This is a genomic window from Providencia sp. (assembly GCF_040396775.1).
GTDB lineage: Bacteria > Pseudomonadota > Gammaproteobacteria > Enterobacterales > Enterobacteriaceae > Providencia.
On sequence record NZ_JBEBNT010000013.1, the window covers coordinates 55579 to 73401 of the forward strand.

The 17823-nt window shown below is 44.5% G+C and carries 17 protein-coding genes; 11 read left to right on the forward strand and 6 right to left on the reverse strand.

The window, feature by feature from the left end:
* Positions 1–14: 14 nt before the first annotated feature.
* The 4 genes from ureC to ABWP91_RS14085 are packed head-to-tail and all read right to left on the reverse strand — an operon-like array spanning position 15 to position 3214.
* Positions 15–1718 carry an urease subunit alpha gene (gene ureC, locus ABWP91_RS14070; protein WP_353243764.1) on the reverse strand — a complete coding sequence of 568 codons (1704 nt, stop codon included), beginning with the start codon at positions 1716–1718 and terminating at the stop codon, positions 15–17.
* Positions 1719–1720: 2 nt separating this feature from the next.
* The gene (locus tag ABWP91_RS14075) at positions 1721–2044 is read right to left on the reverse strand and encodes an urease subunit beta (protein ID WP_353243765.1); all 324 of its coding nucleotides are present in this window, start codon (positions 2042–2044) and stop codon (positions 1721–1723) included.
* An 8-nt stretch (positions 2045–2052) separates the two neighbouring features.
* Positions 2053–2355 carry an urease subunit gamma gene (locus ABWP91_RS14080; protein WP_353243766.1) on the reverse strand — a complete coding sequence of 101 codons (303 nt, stop codon included), beginning with the start codon at positions 2353–2355 and terminating at the stop codon, positions 2053–2055.
* A 22-nt stretch (positions 2356–2377) separates the two neighbouring features.
* The gene (locus ABWP91_RS14085) at positions 2378–3214 is read right to left on the reverse strand and encodes an urease accessory protein UreD (protein ID WP_353243767.1); all 837 of its coding nucleotides are present in this window, start codon (positions 3212–3214) and stop codon (positions 2378–2380) included.
* Positions 3215–3665: 451 nt separating this feature from the next.
* Here ABWP91_RS14085 and ABWP91_RS14090 point away from each other — a divergent pair, with 451 nt between their 5' ends.
* The 6 genes from ABWP91_RS14090 (at position 3666) to ABWP91_RS14115 (ending at position 9555) form a co-directional block, all read left to right on the forward strand.
* Complete coding sequence (locus ABWP91_RS14090) at positions 3666–4553, forward strand: AraC family transcriptional regulator (RefSeq protein WP_353243768.1); 888 nt, start codon at positions 3666–3668, stop codon at positions 4551–4553.
* 254 nt (positions 4554–4807) lie between these two features.
* Positions 4808–6385, forward strand: a complete 1578-nt coding sequence (locus ABWP91_RS14095; RefSeq protein ID WP_353243769.1) for an ABC transporter substrate-binding protein — start codon at positions 4808–4810, stop codon at positions 6383–6385.
* Complete coding sequence (locus ABWP91_RS14100; protein WP_502935813.1) at positions 6370–7353, forward strand: ABC transporter permease; 984 nt, start codon at positions 6370–6372, stop codon at positions 7351–7353. Before ABWP91_RS14095 ends, ABWP91_RS14100 begins: the two co-directional genes overlap by 16 nt.
* Positions 7350–8162: an ABC transporter permease gene (locus ABWP91_RS14105; protein ID WP_353243771.1), complete on the forward strand. Its 813-nt coding sequence runs from the start codon at positions 7350–7352 to the stop codon at positions 8160–8162. Before ABWP91_RS14100 ends, ABWP91_RS14105 begins: the two co-directional genes overlap by 4 nt.
* Positions 8156–8932: an ATP-binding cassette domain-containing protein gene (locus tag ABWP91_RS14110; protein WP_353243772.1), complete on the forward strand. Its 777-nt coding sequence runs from the start codon at positions 8156–8158 to the stop codon at positions 8930–8932. The genes ABWP91_RS14105 and ABWP91_RS14110 overlap by 7 nt, the downstream gene beginning before the upstream one ends.
* Before the next feature lie 14 nt (positions 8933–8946).
* Complete coding sequence (locus ABWP91_RS14115) at positions 8947–9555, forward strand: ATP-binding cassette domain-containing protein (protein WP_353243803.1); 609 nt, start codon at positions 8947–8949, stop codon at positions 9553–9555.
* Positions 9556–9581: 26 nt separating this feature from the next.
* Here ABWP91_RS14115 and ABWP91_RS14120 read toward each other — a convergent pair whose 3' ends face one another.
* Complete coding sequence (locus ABWP91_RS14120) at positions 9582–11141, reverse strand: S8 family serine peptidase (RefSeq protein ID WP_353243773.1); 1560 nt, start codon at positions 11139–11141, stop codon at positions 9582–9584.
* A gap of 266 nt (positions 11142–11407) precedes the next feature.
* Here ABWP91_RS14120 and ABWP91_RS14125 point away from each other — a divergent pair, with 266 nt between their 5' ends.
* On the forward strand, positions 11408–13462 hold the full coding sequence (locus ABWP91_RS14125; RefSeq protein ID WP_353243774.1) for a TonB-dependent receptor family protein: 2055 nt from the start codon (positions 11408–11410) through the stop codon (positions 13460–13462).
* Positions 13463–13771: 309 nt separating this feature from the next.
* Here the strand turns inward: ABWP91_RS14125 and ABWP91_RS14130 are convergent, their stop codons facing one another.
* Complete coding sequence (locus ABWP91_RS14130) at positions 13772–14488, reverse strand: Crp/Fnr family transcriptional regulator (protein WP_353243775.1); 717 nt, start codon at positions 14486–14488, stop codon at positions 13772–13774.
* Positions 14489–14583: 95 nt separating this feature from the next.
* Here ABWP91_RS14130 and ABWP91_RS14135 point away from each other — a divergent pair, with 95 nt between their 5' ends.
* Genes ABWP91_RS14135 through ABWP91_RS14150 form a run of 4 tightly spaced genes read left to right on the forward strand, consistent with a single transcriptional unit; the run spans position 14584 to position 17819 of the window.
* Positions 14584–15672: an ABC transporter substrate-binding protein gene (locus tag ABWP91_RS14135; RefSeq protein ID WP_353243776.1), complete on the forward strand. Its 1089-nt coding sequence runs from the start codon at positions 14584–14586 to the stop codon at positions 15670–15672.
* Entirely contained in the window at positions 15665–16684 is a 1020-nt protein-coding gene (locus ABWP91_RS14140; RefSeq protein ID WP_353243777.1) for a FecCD family ABC transporter permease, read from the forward strand. Before ABWP91_RS14135 ends, ABWP91_RS14140 begins: the two co-directional genes overlap by 8 nt.
* Positions 16681–17421: an ABC transporter ATP-binding protein gene (locus ABWP91_RS14145; RefSeq protein ID WP_353243778.1), complete on the forward strand. Its 741-nt coding sequence runs from the start codon at positions 16681–16683 to the stop codon at positions 17419–17421. The genes ABWP91_RS14140 and ABWP91_RS14145 overlap by 4 nt, the downstream gene beginning before the upstream one ends.
* Before the next feature lie 47 nt (positions 17422–17468).
* Positions 17469–17819 (forward strand): cupin domain-containing protein, encoded by a 351-nt coding sequence (locus ABWP91_RS14150; RefSeq protein ID WP_353243779.1) that lies wholly within the window; start codon positions 17469–17471, stop codon positions 17817–17819.
* The last annotated feature ends 4 nt before the right edge of the window (positions 17820–17823 follow it).

A 17823-nucleotide genomic window follows, 5' to 3' on the forward strand; every position in this document is an offset into this window, starting at 1 on the left:
GCTCTTAATGGGGGTCAGAATAAAAAGTAACGTTGTGCCATTGGCAACTCAGTGGCGGGCTCACACACCAGCGGTATGCCATCGGCTTTCACAATATAGGTTTGAGGGTCGAGCTCAATGTGTGGCACATAGCTGTTGTGTACCATGGAGGCCTTGCTGATATTGCGGCAGCCCTCAACGCGACCAATTAAGCTTTGTAAGCCAAGTTTTTCGGGCACACCCGCCTCAATCCCCGCTTTTGACATAAAAATCATCGAGGTTTGGTACTTCGCTTTACCGAGAGCGCCATACATTGGGCGGTAATGCACAGGTTGCGGCGTTGGAATGGCGGCATTGATATCCCCCATTGGCGCATACGCCACGAGGCCACCTTTCATAATAAGCGCAGGTTTGATGCCAAAAAAGGCCGGATCCCACAGGATGATATCGGCTAATTTGCCTTTCTCTATTGAACCCACTTCATGAGCGATACCATGGGCTAACGCAGGGTTGATAGTGTATTTCGCCACGTAACGCTTAATACGGTTATTGTCACTGTCTGGGGTATCGCCTTCCATCGTGCCGCGCTGTAATTTCATTTTGTGGGCACATTGCCATGTGCGCATAATCACTTCGCCAACGCGCCCCATGGCTTGGGAATCGGAGGACATCACGGAGATAGCGCCCATATCATGCAAAATATCTTCTGCGGCAATGGTTTCGCGGCGAATACGTGACTCAGCAAACGCCACATCTTCAGGAATTGATGGGTCAAGGTGATGGCATACCATCAACATATCCAGATGCTCGTCCACCGTATTGATGGTGTATGGCATTGTCGGGTTGGTCGAGGCGGGTAAAATATTTGGTTCCCCAACAGATTTGATCACGTCAGGGGCATGGCCACCCCCTGCGCCTTCTGTGTGGAACACGTGGATCACTCGCCCGCCGATGGCTTTTACCGTTTCTTCGTAGAAACCGCCTTCGTTTAAGGTGTCGGAGTGAATCGCCACTTGCACGTCCATTTCATCGGCGACATTTAAGCAGTTGTGAATTGCCATCGGAGTTGCGCCCCAGTCTTCGTGAATTTTCAGGCCGATTGCACCTGCGGTAACTTGTTCACGAATGGCTTCAGGCTGGCTCACGCATCCTTTACCAAATAGCCCCACGTTAATTGGCAGTTCATCTACGGCCTCTAACATGCGGTACATATTCCAAATGCCCGGTGTGACTGTCGTGGCGTTCGTGCCCGCGACGGGGCCTGTTCCACCACCTATAAAGGTCGTAACACCAGAAACTAAGCCTTCTTCGGCTTGCTGCGGGCAGATAAAGTGAATGTGGGTATCGACGCCGCCTGCGGTGACAATTTTGCCTTCACCCGCGACCACTTCTGTACCAGGGCCAACCACAATATCCACATTTGGCTGTATATCAGGGTTACCCGCTTTACCAATACCGGCAATACGACCATTTTTGATGCCGATATCGGCTTTAACGATACCCCAATGGTCTAAAATGATGGCGTTGGTGATCAGCACATCGACACATTTATCGCTAGTGACTTGGCTTTGTCCCATACCGTCACGAATGACTTTGCCACCACCAAATTTGACCTCTTCACCGTAGGTGGTGAAATCTTTTTCAATTTCTAAAAACAGTTCTGTATCCGCTAAACGCACACGGTCGCCTTGGGTTGGGCCAAACATATCCGCATACGCTTGTCGTGAGATGGTTTTCATGGTTATTTCTCACACTCTAATTTACCCATGACTTTGCCATGGAAGCCGTAAATTTCTCGTTTACCGCTAAATGCCACCAATTCCACCGTGCGGCTTTGGCCGGGTTCAAAACGGACCGCCATACCCGCAGGGATGTTTAAACGAAAACCCAGCGTGCCGTCTCGTTCAAATTTCAGGAAGTCATTCACTTCATAAAAATGGTAATGGGAGCCGACTTGAATCGGCCTATCACCATGATTCGCCACTTGAATGGTTTTGGTTTCACGACCCGCGTTCAGTTCGATGTCGCCTAAAGCCTGATTTACTTTAATTTCACCGGGGATCATATTGCTACCTATACAATTGGGTCGTGAATGGACACAAGTTTTGTGCCATCGGGGAATGTGCATTCCACTTGAATGTCTTTGATCATGTCAGGTACACCTTCCATGACTTGATCTGCACTGAGCACCGTTCTGCCTTCGCTCATCAGTTGAGCAACTGTTTTGCCGTCACGTGCGCCTTCCATAATGGCGCAGCTTATTAGGGCAACGGCTTCAGGGTAGTTCAGTTTTAACCCACGGGCTAAGCGTCTTTCAGCGACAAGGCCTGCGGTAAAAAGCAATAACTTATCTTTTTCTCTTGGGGTGAGTTCCATTTTTGCTCCTAAAACGAAAAATTTATGTTGCCCAAATACGGGGAGGTTCTGGGCAATAACCTAGCCAATACTGCCGAGTGGTTTGCCAAATATGGGCAAAACACGCCATCATTGGCTCAGTTTGCGTGCCTAATAATCGAAAAACTAAAATGCCATCCACATCTGTTAACCCATACTCAATAGGGCTATCCGCTGGGGATACAAAATCACGTAAATACTGTTGAATTTTTTCTTTTAATTCATCATTGGCAGGGTAAATGTACATCGACCCCATCATGGGATATTCGCGCATGACGGCAGACTGTTTTTGTGTGCCATCGATAAACAGGGATTCAGTCAGCGTGAGGGTGTCATCAATATAAAAATTAAAGCGCCCACGCACATCGCCATTTTCAAACCATTCCCCTAAAACAGGGCGGCCTAAACATTGGATTTCCCAGCCGATAAATTTTGATGACGCGGTGACGTGGATATGGGTTTCGAGTCGAACCTGCGCATCAGGAAAGAAAATATTTTCCTGCGGTAGCCACTCTAAAAAACCATCAGCGGCAACGGTTAAATTCTGTACTTGACGGGCAACACCACCTGCGCTGCGATAAAATTTGGTCGCACCCGGGGTGGTCAGCAGCGAATGAGCGTGTGGCTGCACGTCAATGTTAATCAGGAGTTTATCTCCACCGACCACACCACCAGGGGGATGGAGTAAATAGGTGTGGGCAACCCCTTGTTCGGGGTAAAATGGCCTTTGCACCATTAAAGGGCCGATATGTTGTTTATCGGTCAGGCGTGTTGCACCCCGTTTGAGTTCATAGCGTAAAAAAATCTCAGCTAACCAACCTGATCCTGAAAACTCAGACATACTTTCTCCTGCAAATCAGGCAATGAACAATACGCGAACATGTTTAGTTATACCCCTCACCGAATGGTTGGGTTCTAGGCTGTATAAGCTAATGCAAGTAGGGTAGGATGTGTATGAACACGAAAAATAATTATCTATAATGATGCGTTATAGGCTCGCATTCATCTGCCGCGCGATTTTACACCTTATATCGAAAATTGCCTTTCAATTAAATAGCAATTTATTTAGAAAAACTCACAATACGTAAAATAACAGTAAAAAATGAGCGGATCTCTATATTGCGATTTTAGCCTAACAGGACTATATTCTGAGCCGCATTCTAGCGAAGTAGCAGAAGCCATCAACTAGCGTAATTATTTGCTATTTATCTGAATGGCTGAATTTCTGTCTGCCCATCAAGCTGCTTTTTCTAGCAGATGATTTCTGACTTTGACCAAAGTTTATTGAGATTATGGAATATAAATATTTTCTTTCATCAAGCCAAATGGTGTTAAAAGCGTTTTATATTGAAAGCGCGATGATTGCCATGCTGCAAGGTGCAAAAGGGAATGTGGTGATTAATGGCCAATCCATTGATGTTCAAGCTAATTTGACGCTCATTATTCCAAAATACAGCCAAGTCTCCTGCAATATTGAGTGCGTATCTAATCAATCAATTGAGTTGCATACATTGTCGATTACGGACTCAGAGTTAGAATCGGTCTTTTTATTATTAAAGACCTTAATGAAGTCTGGTGCGCCGCTGACGAGCCATGTGCCTGCTTTTCAGGTATTAACCCCCGAAACGGTTAGTGATAATTTCAGTTTGCTCAAACAATGTTTGCCATTAAAAAAACAGAGCCAATCCCAAGAAGCATTGTTAATGAAGCAAAGCCTGTACTTTATTTTATTGGCGATATACCAAGCGGGTGTCGATATTCTCAACATTTTCCGCTTTAATTATGATGAGCCGAAAAACCAAGCTATTACCCATTTAATTACCCAAGAACCCCAGAAAAAATGGCATTTAGAGGATGTGGCGAAGGCATTATTCACCACGCCATCGACGTTGCGCAGGCACCTTAATCGAGAGGGGGTATCATTCCGCCAATTATTATTGGATGTGCGAATGGGCATGGCATTAAATTATTTAACCTTCTCAAATTATTCTGTATTTCAAATTAGTCATCGCTGTGGGTTTGGTAGTAATGCCTATTTTTGTGATGTTTTTAAGAAAAAATACGCCATGACACCCTCGCAATTTCGGTTGCAATCAAGGCAGTCGAATGACCCGTCTTTTATTACCGATTTATCGTTAAATTCAGCGCCTATTGAATTTGATAAAGACGTGGAAGCGTAAAATTTACTCTTTGATTTATTAAGGTAAATCAAAGAGGGGCTCAGTTTTTGCGAATTATTCATTAAATTCGAAGTTCTATTGATATAGAACGTAGAAAGCGTGGTTTAAAATTTAATATAACTAAACATTGCTACTCTACGCACAGTGAATATCTCACCAATAGCGGCTATTAATGGTCACCAATATCATTAACTGCCTGATGATGTTTCATTTTTATTTAGTGATAAAAATAAAACCAAACTATCGAGGGATGTATGATTAAAAATATCGTTGCGGCTATGTGTTTAATGGGGCTGACGCTACCATCACACGCCGCAGAACCGGCTCATTCACAAACATTACGCTTAGCCATTGGCGCAGAACCGACCGAAGGTTTTGACCCGATGCTAGGATGGAGCCACGGTAGCTACCTTCTGTTACACAGCCCATTACTCAAACAAAAAGCCGACCTTTCATGGCACAGCTATATGCTGGAAAACTATCAACACAATGCCGATGGGAAAGAGTGGACATTAACGCTAAAAAAAGGCTTAAAATTTTCAGATGGCTCGCCGTTAACTGCCAAAGATGTGGTATTTACCTACAATAATGCCGCTGCAAGCGGTGGCAAAGTGGATATGGGTAACTTTGCCAAAGCTGAGGAGATTGACCCATTAACCGTCAAAATCACTTTATCTTCCCCGCAAAGTACTTTTATCAATGTATTAGGCTCCCTTGGAATTGTCTGCGCCGATAAATACGATGCAAAAACCTATGCGCATAACCCAATTGGTGCGGGCCCATACCGCTTAGTGACTTTCCAGCCGGGGCAGCAATTAATTGTTGAGCAAAACCCGTATTATGCTGGGCCAAAAAACGATTTCAATAAAATGGTTTTCGTCTTCCTTGATGAAGATGCAGCATTTGCTGCGGCACAAAGTAACCAACTGGAAATTGTCCGTATTCCCGCTGCGGTGGCAACCAATGCTAATGACGTCAAAAACATGAAACTGGTAGAGCGTTATAGCGTGGAAAACCGCGGTATTTCGTTCCCAATTCCACCAGCGGGTGGAAAAGATGCACAGGGTAATCCTGTGGGGAATGATATCACTTCTGATATTGCGGTGCGTAAGGCGATTAATTACGCTTTTGACCGTAAATTATTAGCTGCGTCTGTCCTCGAAGGTTTTGCGGTTCCCGCTTATACTGGTGTGGCAGGGTTACCGTGGAATAGCCCTGATTCCGCCTTTAAAGATGGCGACACGGAAAAAGCTAAAGCCATTTTAGAAGAGGCTGGTTGGAAGCTGAATAAAGATGGCCTGCGTGAAAAAGACGGTAAAGTGGCAAAACTGACGCTCTGGTACGCCAGTGGTGATACCACACGCCGTGATTTAGCCCAAGCTATCCGTTCAAGTTTAAAACCTATCGGCATTGAGATGGATTTAAAATCAGGCAGTTGGGAAACCGTTGAGCGCCATATGCACGCCAACCCAACCTTATTTGGCTGGGGCAGCTTAGACCCGATGGAAATTGTTCATAACTACAGCAGTAAAGCCGCAGGCGTTGGTTTCTATAATCCAGGTTATTATAAAAATGCAGCAGTTGATGAGTTAATTGAAGAAGCGCTGCGCCAGCCTGACCAAAATGCGGCAATTCCATTATGGCAAAAAGTGGACTGGAATGGTACAACGGGCGTGGGCATTAAAGGGGATGCCGCTTGGGCTTGGTTGATGAACTTACAACATATTTATTTACTGAATAATTGTGTGGATTTAGGCACCAGCGCACCTGAAATTCATGGCTCTTGGTCAGTGTTAAATAACGTTGATGAATGGGCATGGACCTGCCAGTAATGCGAACGACTCTTGGGCTTTTATTGCGTTTTATCTGTTTATTGACCGTGACGGCGGCGGGTATCTTTATCCTGCTAAGCTATTCGCCTATCGACCCAATAAAAGCCTATATCGGTAATGATTTATTGCATGTCCCCCCCGAGCAATATGCCTTAATCGCAGCTCGTTGGGGGCTTGACCAGCCGCTATGGGTACAATTTTGGCGCTGGTTTTCTCAAATGTTACAAGGGGATATGGGCTATTCCATGTTGTACAATACGCCCGTTGTGCAAGTGATAGCGGACCGCCTTGTTCCCTCGTTAGCGCTACTTATCTGTGCTTGGCTTTTTTCGGGTATCGTTGGCTTTGCGTTAGGCTTAGTGGCGGGGCGGTATCTTAACCGCTGGCCCGATAAACTGATTTCAACGCTCAGCTACCTTTTAGCGTCTATCCCAGTATTTTGGGTGGGTTTACTGCTGCTTTCGCTGTTTGCTGTGTCATTGCAATGGGCGCCGATTTGCTGCGCATGGCCCATTGGCTTAGATGAAGAAACGGCGACATTTGGCCAAAAACTTCATCACCTCGTTTTGCCTGTAATTGCGTTAGGGATGCTGGGTGTCGGGAATATAGCTCTGCATACCCGCGCAAAAGTGATGGAAGTGATGAACAGCGAGTTTATTCATTACGCCCAAGCGCAAGGGGATAAAGGCTGGTCAATGATAGGTTTTCATGTACTTAAACATGCTATCACGCCAGCCATTTGTTTGCAGTTCGCGTCTGTGGGCGAGTTACTCAGTGGGGCGCTTCTTGCAGAGAAAGTGTTTGCGTATCCAGGGTTGGGGCAAGCGACCATCGATGCGGGTTTGAGGGGGGATATCCCCTTGTTGATGGGGATTGTGATGTTGTGTGCCACTTTGATTTTTTTCAGTAATACGGTTGCCGATGTCTTATTGAAAAAAGTGAATAAGGGAGTGATGAGGGACGCATGACCTACAATCCGAATCGAGCGCTATTTAAATTAATTATTTCGCTAACGTTACTGGTTATTTTAGCGAGCTATGCAGTCTGGTTGTCATCAACCGACATTGAAATGAACCTGTTGGATAGGCGGCTTGCTCCCTCTTGGGCACACTTATTCGGTACAGATAATTTAGGCCGAGACCTTTTCGAAAGAACATTCCAAGGCGTCGCGACCAGCTTACAAATTGGTTTTATTGCGGCGGTATCCAGTGGGTTTATTGCCTTGGTGATGGCTGGGCTGTCTTCTGTGAGCAAGGTGATGGATTACGTGGTGCGTGGTGTGATTGATGCACTATTAGCATTGCCGCATCTTTTGTTACTCGTACTAATTTGCTTTACCTTGGGCGGTGGAAAAATGGGTGTGATCTGGGCTGTTGCCCTTACGCACTGGCCTAAACTCACCCTAATTTTGCGTTCCGAGTTATTGCGAGTAAAGCAAGCGGATTACATCATGCTATCCCAGCGTATTGGCAACAGCGCCGTTTACCGTTGGCGTTACCATTATTTGCCGATGATTTTACCGCAGTGGATGGTTGGTACATTGTTGATGTTCCCACATGCCGTACTTCATAGTGCGGCACTGAGTTTTCTTGGCTTTGGGCTATCGCCCCATGAACCGTCATTGGGCATTTTATTGTCCGATGCATTACGTTATCTCAGTACAGGGGCATGGTGGCTGGTGGTGTTTCCCGGTGTTGCTTTGATGGGACTTGTGTTGTTATTTGACCAGTTTGCAAAAGCCGCGGCGCAGCTATGGCTGAAGGGGGCAACATGTTAAGCTTAGATAAGCTGACTATCGATGTCGCAAAATTTCGCTGGTTAGGTCGTAAGCAATGGTCGCCATTACTGCAAGATATCACCCTCGATATTCAACCTGGAGAAATGGTGGCATTGGTTGGTGGCAGCGGTGAAGGGAAAAGCCTGTTATTACAAAGCGTTCTTGGCCTACTGCCGGATAATATGCGTTGCCAAGGAAACATCAGTTTGAATGGAAGCGCATTGACGGAGAAAAATAAGCCGCAGCACCGTGGTAATTCCTTGTGCTATATTCCTCAAGGCGTTAGCGCACTGAACCCCTTGATTCAAATTGGCCCCCAACTTGAACGGGCGGCAGTACTGAGTGGTCAACACATTAAAATACATGATGTAGCGCGTCATCTTCAGCAATATAACTTGCAAGAAAGTTTGGTGAATAGCTATCCAAGCCAGTTATCGGGTGGGATGGCGAAACGGGTACTGGCAAGCAGTGCAACATTATCCCGTGCACAATATATCCTTGCAGATGAAATTTCGTCTTGGTTGGATGATGAACATGCGCTGCAACTGCTTGAAAATATGAAATCTCTTTGCCGTAATGGGCGAGGAATTTTATGGGTGACTCATGATTTATCCATGGCAGTACGTTTTGCTGACCGTATTGCGTTACTGCGCAATGGGGCACTAGAAGATGTGTTAAGTAGCCAAACCTTAAAACAAGGCGGTGGCGGAAAATGGCTGCAATCCTTGTGGAATGCATTACCAGAACATCAATTTATGGCAATGAAATGAAGGATATTGAACCCATTTTAGCTGTTAAAAACTTGCGTATTGATCAAGGGGGAAAAGCCCTTTGGCGGGACTTTAGTTTTTCCCTTGCGCCAAATGAACGCCTTGGTATCTCTGCGCCCAGTGGTTTTGGTAAAACAACGCTGGGTCGTGTTTTAGCACAGTGGCAAGCACCTTCTAACGGTTCGATTCTATTCGCAGGAAAACCGCTTTCTAAACAAGGTTACTGCCCCATTCAACTGGTTCCACAACACCCTGAAAAAAGCTTTAACCCATATCGTACGGTAGGCGCGAGTTTACGTGATGCATGGCAACCTGACTCAGACTGGCTTGAACGTTTCTCCATCCAACCACAATGGTTAGAGAGGCGGCCTAATGAGTTATCTGGGGGCGAGCTAGCGCGGATTGCATTGTTACGGGCTCTTGACCCGCGAACCCAAATTTTAATTGCGGATGAAATTACTGCGCAGTTAGATGCGCACTTACAAAAAGAGATTTGGCAGTTTTTAATTCAGCTTTCAGAAGAACGCCCTTTAGGAATGATTATTTTTAGCCATAACAAGGCGTTGCTTGAAAAGGTTTGCACATCCGTCTTAACCCTTGAAGGGGGAAATGCCGCCACGTGATAGACGGCGGCTTGAGAATATGAAAGCTACGCGCTTTCGGGTAAATCTGACTCGCGGATGATGCTATCAACAACATCCAACAAATAATCCACATTTGGGCGATAGCCAATACCGTGTGCGACTCCTTCGGCATAATCTGATGCACAAATAACGGTGCGCATTTGCCATGGGGATAAAATCGCCCCTTGTTTTTTTGCATGATCTTGAATTAATGCTAATGCGCCTGAGCATAGCGGTGTTGCGCTTGATGTACCTGAATAATCACGCGAATAATTGCGATTATTACCCGGTAGTTTTTGCAGTGAGCTATAACCAGTTGTCGTCACGCTCCAGTCTCCCCAAGAGTTCACAAAAGCAACATCGCGGTTGTAGTTCGAAAAATAGGCTCGAGCGCCATTATGGTGGTTGCAGGCACCCACTAAAATACCACCGCTATCACCGAAATCTTGCATTACGTCTGGTTGACTTAAATCTAACCCACCATTGCCCGCTGCAAGAATAACGGTCGCACCTTTATCCACAATGATTTTAATGCGTTCCCACCAGCCACGTATTGCGGTGGCAGGGAGCAGTTTTCCAGCAACACTAAATTGCACATCTAGGCTGACAATATCGCCAGGCTGCGCATGATTGGCGATTAAATCTAGGTCACCAGTGTCATAGAAAAAAAATAGGCAGTTATGGGCAATACCAGTGACACCAAACTCATTGTTAGTTGCCACGATACACCCTGTTGATGCTGTTCCATGATTACAGTCTTCAGTTTCAAAGCGGCTATTGACGACAACAATCTTTGAGTTAATTAAATCTTCGTGGTTGCGGTAGATGCCAAAGTCCAAGTGACGTACGACTGCTGATGAACCATCAATATTTTTCGCCCATGCATCGCGGATGTTCATTCCTTTCGGTGCATCAAGGTAAGTTTGTCTTGGCGTAAAATCAGGGGTAATAAAATCGTCACTTTCGCTTTCAATATCGTCAATTTGTTCGGGGTTTACAGGTAGTTCTGGGGCTAGATATCCCGTGGTATCTGGCATGACGGAACAATACTCGACATAATCTAAGTTCTCTATTTGTTCAGCTAGCTCAACTAAAGTTTCAAAATTATGTTCTTCGCGGAGTGTAAAATAATCGTAATGATTTAATACATCATGAATTAATGAACTTTTTAATTCTAAAGTGGGGAGCTTTGAATAAAAAGCTAGATCTTGCTTTATTTTATCTTGATTGTTCTTTTTGACTTTTATATCTAAATAATAATGAGAAATACCCGTTATTTTTTGATTGATTGTTTTTTCTTTACTGGCGGGTTTTACTTCATATTTTCTTTCGCCCTCACTGATATGGAAATAAATTTCCTTTGATTGGATGTTAGCTATACATTCTGATTTTTGACTGATTTCTACACGATAGTAACCTGATTTATCGATGAAAAACAAATGGCTTTCAGCAGCAGTTTCCACGCTTTCTATTACTTCATTATTTAAAAGTAAATGAATGGATAATAATTTATTGTCTTTATTATTAAATTCAACAAAAACGCCATTAGTATACATATCAATAAATTTAAAAATTTTAATATTCATGATTTCTCTTTTAATTAAATTAATGTTTAGAATGAACTATTTAATAATTAATAAAATATTTAAATACGAGTTCTCATTTAAAAGAAAAATAATATTTATGACAATATTAATAATTGGTTTTAATTTAATGTAAATTAATACTGATATTTTGAATAAGGCTCAATTTATTTTCGTTTTTGACAAATGTCATAGGGAAACGGTTTTTTTTCACCTATTTTATACCTTCAAATGAAAATGATAACCATTACTATTAATAAGGTGAATATATGTCTTATCCACTAAAACGGCATAAATTGGCTCATTGCATCACACTGATCTTGGGATTAGGGCCTTTAACTCACGCAGTGGCAGCGCCAACATCAACGGCGCACGATACTCTGGTTGTCACTTCAGCGTCAGGGCAGAGCCGTTTAACACCAACGGAACAACAGGAAAAAGAAAAGCTCGAAAAAGTGGCGGGGGGGACAAACTTAGTTGTGATTGAAAAAGACACGCGCCTTGCCACATTACAAGATGCGCTGGATTACCAACCGGGGCTGGTTATCCAAAACTTTTTTGGTGGCATAGACCAACCGCGCCTAAATATTCGGGGTTCGGGGGTGCAAAGTGCGCCATTAGCGCGAGGGGTTTTATTATTGCAAGATGGCTTACCCGCAACCGATGCTGATGGCAGCTTTCATATTAGTACCTTGGAAATGCGCGATGCACGGATGGTAAGTGTTCGGCGTGGGGCAAATAGCCTGAACCCACAAAGTAACAGCTTAGGTGGTGAGCTCGATGTGTTGTCTTATACAGGGCGAAATGAACAAGGGCGGTTGCGCTATGAGTATGGCTCCCATGGCCGTGAAGGATTACAAACTGCGTTCGGTGGTGTTTCAGATGACGGGGTATTTGATGGGCGGGTAAATTTCACCTATGACCATTTTGATGGTTACCGCAAGCATTCAGCTTCTCAACGAAAAACATTGCGTAGCAATTTCGGCTATGTCACAGATAACTTTGAAAATCGTACTTGGTTAAATTGGACCGATTTACGTTTTGATGTCGCAGGTCCTGTCTCTGAAGAGGTATTGAACAATAACCCAACAGATGTTTACCCCATGGTATGGCTACGTGACCCGCACCGTAATGTGGAGCAATTTCGTGTCGCAAACCGCTCTGATTGGCAGGTCGGCAACCAAGCAATTGGTGCCGGGCTATGGCATATTCGCACTCATGATAATTTCACGACGCCCGCATACTACCGCTTTAGCCGCAGCCACAGTGAAGGGTTACAGCTGACTTATAACATTGAAACCGAGCCTGTGACCTATCGCACCGCAGTGGCGTGGGATCAAATGACATTGCAAACGGAATTAATGCAAAACCGCAAAGGCACGCCCGCTGATAAGAAAAAAATTGGTAAATATGATGGGCGAGCAGAGAACGTGTATGGCAGTGTGGGCGTTGACCTGCATGTCACGCCGACAGTCACAGTAAACTTTGATGTGAAAGCGACTCATGCCCGCCGTGATGTGGAAAAACGCCAAAGTTCTGTTTCATTAGACCAAAATTGGACATTTTGGACACCGAAAGCAGGGGTTATTTGGCGGCCAACAGAAAGCCAACGTTATTTTGCCAATATCAGCTCAAGCGAAGAACCCGCTACGTTTTGGGAAATTATCAATTCAAGTGATGGCAAACTCACCAAACTTTCCCCACAAAAAGCCATCACCTATGAAATTGGTGGTGAAGGTGATGTGACTGAGGGACTCAAATGGAACCTTGCGCTATATCGCAGCCAAATTAAAGATGAATATATCACCACGTATGACAGTGCTGGCACCGTCGTTGGGGTCTTTAATTATGGTGCAAAAACTCGTCATCAAGGGCTAGAAGCTGGGCTTGCAGGGCGGATTGGTGCGGGCCCTGGTGATGTGAATTATCGTGTCTCTTGGACGTATAATGATTTTCGTTTTATGGGTGGCGAGTACAAGGGAAATTACATCGCTGGTATTCCACGTAATATTGTGGCGGCTGAGGTGCTGTATGAACTAGGAGATTGGAGCTTCGGACCTAATATTCATTGGGCACCAACAGATATGGCCGTTGATCACCAAAACAACCTTGATATTCAAAAACGTAAACATTATGCCGTATTAGGGGTAAAAGGCAGTTATAAACCGACAGACCAATGGTCAGTATATTTATCGATGGATAACTTAACGGATGAACGTTATGCAACGACATCAGTGGCTAACCAAACAGTGACCGCCAAAGACAGTACATTATTCCCCGGTATGGGCTTTAATGTGAACGGGGGAGTGACCTTTAACTTCTAATCAATAATTGGCGTATTATTTAACGGTAATGCACGAGGGGCTGTTTATCTTTGCTACTGATTTTTACAGCTAAAATAGGTCAAAAAACAATTCAAAAATAGATAAATGTGTCAATCAAGCTGGCTTATTATTTGAGTTAAGATTTGTACTTAAATGCTGCCCTACGGGTTCGATTAAAGCGCGTTTCACTCATTTAATGCTGCGTTAAGAGGCTCTTGCCTAGTTGACTAGGCGGCGAACCTCTCGCCTTGCCTAAAATGGCTTTAATTCGAATAAAAATTGACTATCAAAGATAAACAGCCCCTAGGGCTAAAAGGGGCGCTGTGCTGAAATAGAAAGTTGAGTCAGATAATTTTCGTTATAAATATGCACAGTGTCTTTTTCGATGTTAATAAACCCTTTTTGACGCCAACCTGAAACTAACCGGCTCAAGGTTTCATAACGCATTCCCAATTTTGCGGCTAACTGCCCGCGGGATAATGGCAAAATAATATTAGAGGTAAGTTGTTTGTTTTTTAAATCAAGAATATAAGCGGCAAGCCGTTGCTCTGCGGAGCTTGATGTCAGCCAATCTATATGGTTAATATTTTCATACAGCTTAGCACTAAAGCGCATGAGTAATTTTTCCATAATCTGCGGACAAGCGTGGCAAAGGCGCAAAATATCCCGTTTATCAAGAAGTAATGCATCACCCTCTGTTTTTGCTCGTAGGCTCATTGGATAACGGTTATGGGGCATAAATACCGCAGCAATGGCGACAATTTCGCCTTCTGCAAATAAACCAAAAATTTTCTCTTCACCTAAGTAAGTGTGGCGATACACCTCCATCTGGCCGTTTATCATTAAGGGGCAGTGTTTAAAAGGGTCGCCCTCATGGTTTACTATTTCACCGCTTTTAAATTGAATATAACCACAGTTTTCAAGTAATAACGCCAAGTTTTTTTCTTCAATGCCCACAAATAATGGGCACTGCTTTAGCGCGTCGATAGATTGAGTGTAGGGAAAAACGTTTTTGACAAATGTCATAGGTCATCCTCTTCGGGCACCTTAGAATAGTTTGAGTATAAATGATAATCATACACATTATCAATTAAGTTATTAGCGGAGCGTTAAATAACCCTATGATAAATAATGTTTTTAAAATTGCAGTCGCTGCGTGTACTTTGGGGATGGTAGCGAATGTGGGTGCATCCCAAGCGGTTGATTTTACGGATATGTCGGGTGATGACATTCACCTTTCCGCTCCCGCTAAACGTATAGTCGTGATCCCCATCCCTGCTGCATCCATGCTTGTGGGCATGGATGCAAGTAGCGAAAAACTAGTGGGGATGCATCCTTTTGCTAAGGTCGCCGCGAGGGAAGGGATGCTAGGAAAAATGTTCCCCTCTGTGTTGCAGGTTAATTCCAATGTTGTAGGGAATAATTTCACCCCGAATATTGAAGCATTGCTGAATGTTGAGCCTGATCTCGTGTGGCAATGGGGGCATCGTGGTGATGACATTATTTCTCCAATGCGTGATGCAGGGCTAACCGTTGCAACACTTGGCTATGGGCAGGAAAGCTATACGCAAGAGTGGATCCGCTTGATGGGAAAAACATTGGGCCATAATGAAAAAGCCAGTCAGATGATCCAATGGCGCCAACAGGTGGTGGAGGCTCTTTCTGCCTCAACGGCAAAAATTCCTGAGTCAGAGCAACCTAAAGTCCTTTATCTTTCACACTTTAATCAAAGTATTCAAACATTTGGTTCGACATCACACAATAATGCGGATTTTGCATTAGCTGGTGGGTTGAGCTTAAATCGTGATTTAACTGGGCCAAGGACACTAAATATTGAGCAAATCTTACTGTGGGATCCCGATATTATTTTACTGGGTAATTTCGAAGAGGGTCTAGCCCCTGCGGATGTGTACCGTAATCCCATGCTGAGTGATGTTACCGCGGTTAAAAACCAGCGAGTATACAAGTTGCCCATTGGTGGGTTTATTTGGGATGCGCCTAACCAAGAAACGCCATTATATTGGCAGTGGTTATCCATGGTATTTCATCCAGAAACCAGCAATATTCCTTTGCGAGAAGAAATTCGCCTGCGCTACCAGCAGCTTTATGGTTATGACGTCACAGAAGCGGAAATTGATGGCATATTGCAAATTGAACTGAACAAAAATAGCCAGCATTACCTGAAATTAATGGGGAAGCCGAATGCATAGGCCGAGTCTGCTTTGGGTTATTTTCACGGTTGGCTTAGTGCTCACGCTGTTATTGGCGTTAAGTTTCGGGCGCTACCCTGTCTCGTTTTCTTCGGTATTTCATATTCTCTATGATGCAACATTCGGGAATGACGCGGGGCTGAGTTATAGCCGTACTGAGCAAAATGTGGTGCTGAACGTACGTTTGCCGCGCGTGTTAATTGCGGGGATTGCAGGCGCAGGGCTTGCTGTCGCTGGGGCTGCGTTGCAAGGGATTTTCCGTAACCCATTAGTGGGGCCGCAAATTATTGGTGTTTCTTCTGGTGCTGCATTGGGCGGTGCCTTAGCTATTTTATTATTCTCGTCATTGCTGATAACTATCTCATTTGCTTTTATGGGGGGGGTAGTCGCGATTATTTTTGTTTTCCTACTGGGGTTGAATCGCCAAGGAAGTCAGCTACTGATGCTGATCCTCGCTGGGATGATTATTAACGCCTTTTTTGCTGCACTGATTTCGTTGATTACCTATTTTGCAGACCCAAATAATACACTGCAAACCATTGTATTTTGGTTGATGGGCAGTTTTGCCAGCGCATCCTATTTAAAGCTATCCATTGTTTTTCCTGTTGTTTTAGTCTCGGTCTTAGTGATTTTCGCGTTACGTTTTCGCATCAATGTGTTGTCTCTAGGGGAGGAAAATGCGCAGGCGTTAGGGATGAAAATTAATCGGACACGTTGGGCCGTGTTACTTAGCGTCACATTGATCACCAGCGCCACGGTGGCGGTATCAGGTACGATTGGTTGGGTCGGGTTAATTGTGCCACATATTGCGCGTATTGTTGTCGGGCACGATCACCGCATTTTACTCCCTGCCAGTGCCGTGATTGGTGGAATTTATATGATTGCCGTTGATACTTTTGCGCGCAGCATCACGAATGCAGAAATCCCCCTCAGTGTTATCACTGCATTGATTGGCGCACCTATTTTTGCGCTTCTAATTCACACGCTGAATAAAAAGGTGGCTGACTTATGATCCATGTAGAACAGCTAAATTTTTCAATCGGCCAGCGCCAGTTATTCACTGACTTAAGTTTCAGGCAGCCGAAAGGCAGCATCGGCGCTATTTTAGGGCCAAATGGGAGAGGGAAAACCACCTTGTTACGGTTATTGCTGGGGTTACAAAAAGGGGCAAAAGGGCAAGTCTCATTAAATGCTCCAGTGGCCTATGTGCCACAGCTTAGCGGTTCGCTGTTTCACTATTCTGTTCGTACGATGGTGAGCTTAGGGCGTATTCGCCATCTACCTTGGTATGCTTCTCCCAGTAAAAAAGACCAGCAAATTGTGGCGCAATGTTTGGATTACTTGGGTTTAAATCGTTTTGCTGATCAACCCTTTAACCGACTCAGTGGTGGCGAGAAGCAAATGGTCATGATTGCCAGAGCATTGGCAAGTGAGCCACAAATTTTAGTGCTTGATGAACCGACTTCTGCACTCGACTTAGCCAACCAAGACAATGTGCTCAGCGTACTGCGTGATTTAGCTCAACAACGGGAAATCACCGTGTTATTTACTAGCCATTACCCGCAGCATGCACTGCATATCGCTGACCACTCGCTGTTACTGTTTAACGAGGGGCACTATTTATTTGGCGATTCACAACAAACGTTAACCGAAGAAAACCTTGCTCAGCTTTACCAGTTGCCTGTCGCTATTACGCCAATTTGTGAACAAAGCCGCCAAACACAAGGGGTTATACCTCTGTTTAGATAATTTTTGAATTAATACATTAAACTCATCGGGTTAAGGAATATTAAATTATGAGCGATAACACCATTACGCCAGCTGAAGCGCTGAATATCAGCACATTAATTAACTATACCGAACAAGGCATTGCCAGCCGAGTACTTGCTAAGAATGGGGGCGGAAACATCACATTATTTGCCTTTGATAAAGGACAGGCGCTGTCTGAACACAGTGCCCCTTTTGATGCCATTGTGATGGTGGCAGAGGGAAGTCTGCTGCTTACCATTGATGGTAAGCCTGTAACGGCTAAACCAGGTGAAATAGTACGAATGCCAGCTAATATCCCCCATGCCGTTGATGCGCCAGAGCCTGCTAAAATGCTACTGGTGATGTTACGTGAACCAAATCATGAGTGCACCCATTAGCTCG

Coding starts and splice junctions, on each gene's coding strand:
- ureC (WP_353243764.1), bottom strand. CDS start 1,718: ATGAAAACCATCTCACGACAAGCGTATGCGGATATGTTTGGCCCAACC.
- ABWP91_RS14075 (WP_353243765.1), bottom strand. CDS start 2,044: ATGATCCCCGGTGAAATTAAAGTAAATCAGGCTTTAGGCGACATCGAA.
- ABWP91_RS14080 (WP_353243766.1), bottom strand. CDS start 2,355: ATGGAACTCACCCCAAGAGAAAAAGATAAGTTATTGCTTTTTACCGCA.
- ABWP91_RS14085 (WP_353243767.1), bottom strand. CDS start 3,214: ATGTCTGAGTTTTCAGGATCAGGTTGGTTAGCTGAGATTTTTTTACGC.
- ABWP91_RS14090 (WP_353243768.1), top strand. CDS start 3,666: ATGGAATATAAATATTTTCTTTCATCAAGCCAAATGGTGTTAAAAGCG.
- ABWP91_RS14095 (WP_353243769.1), top strand. CDS start 4,808: ATGATTAAAAATATCGTTGCGGCTATGTGTTTAATGGGGCTGACGCTA.
- ABWP91_RS14100 (WP_502935813.1), top strand. CDS start 6,370: ATGGACCTGCCAGTAATGCGAACGACTCTTGGGCTTTTATTGCGTTTT.
- ABWP91_RS14105 (WP_353243771.1), top strand. CDS start 7,350: ATGACCTACAATCCGAATCGAGCGCTATTTAAATTAATTATTTCGCTA.
- ABWP91_RS14110 (WP_353243772.1), top strand. CDS start 8,156: ATGTTAAGCTTAGATAAGCTGACTATCGATGTCGCAAAATTTCGCTGG.
- ABWP91_RS14120 (WP_353243773.1), bottom strand. CDS start 11,141: ATGAATATTAAAATTTTTAAATTTATTGATATGTATACTAATGGCGTT.
- ABWP91_RS14125 (WP_353243774.1), top strand. CDS start 11,408: ATGTCTTATCCACTAAAACGGCATAAATTGGCTCATTGCATCACACTG.
- ABWP91_RS14130 (WP_353243775.1), bottom strand. CDS start 14,488: ATGACATTTGTCAAAAACGTTTTTCCCTACACTCAATCTATCGACGCG.
- ABWP91_RS14135 (WP_353243776.1), top strand. CDS start 14,584: ATGATAAATAATGTTTTTAAAATTGCAGTCGCTGCGTGTACTTTGGGG.
- ABWP91_RS14140 (WP_353243777.1), top strand. CDS start 15,665: ATGCATAGGCCGAGTCTGCTTTGGGTTATTTTCACGGTTGGCTTAGTG.
- ABWP91_RS14145 (WP_353243778.1), top strand. CDS start 16,681: ATGATCCATGTAGAACAGCTAAATTTTTCAATCGGCCAGCGCCAGTTA.
- ABWP91_RS14150 (WP_353243779.1), top strand. CDS start 17,469: ATGAGCGATAACACCATTACGCCAGCTGAAGCGCTGAATATCAGCACA.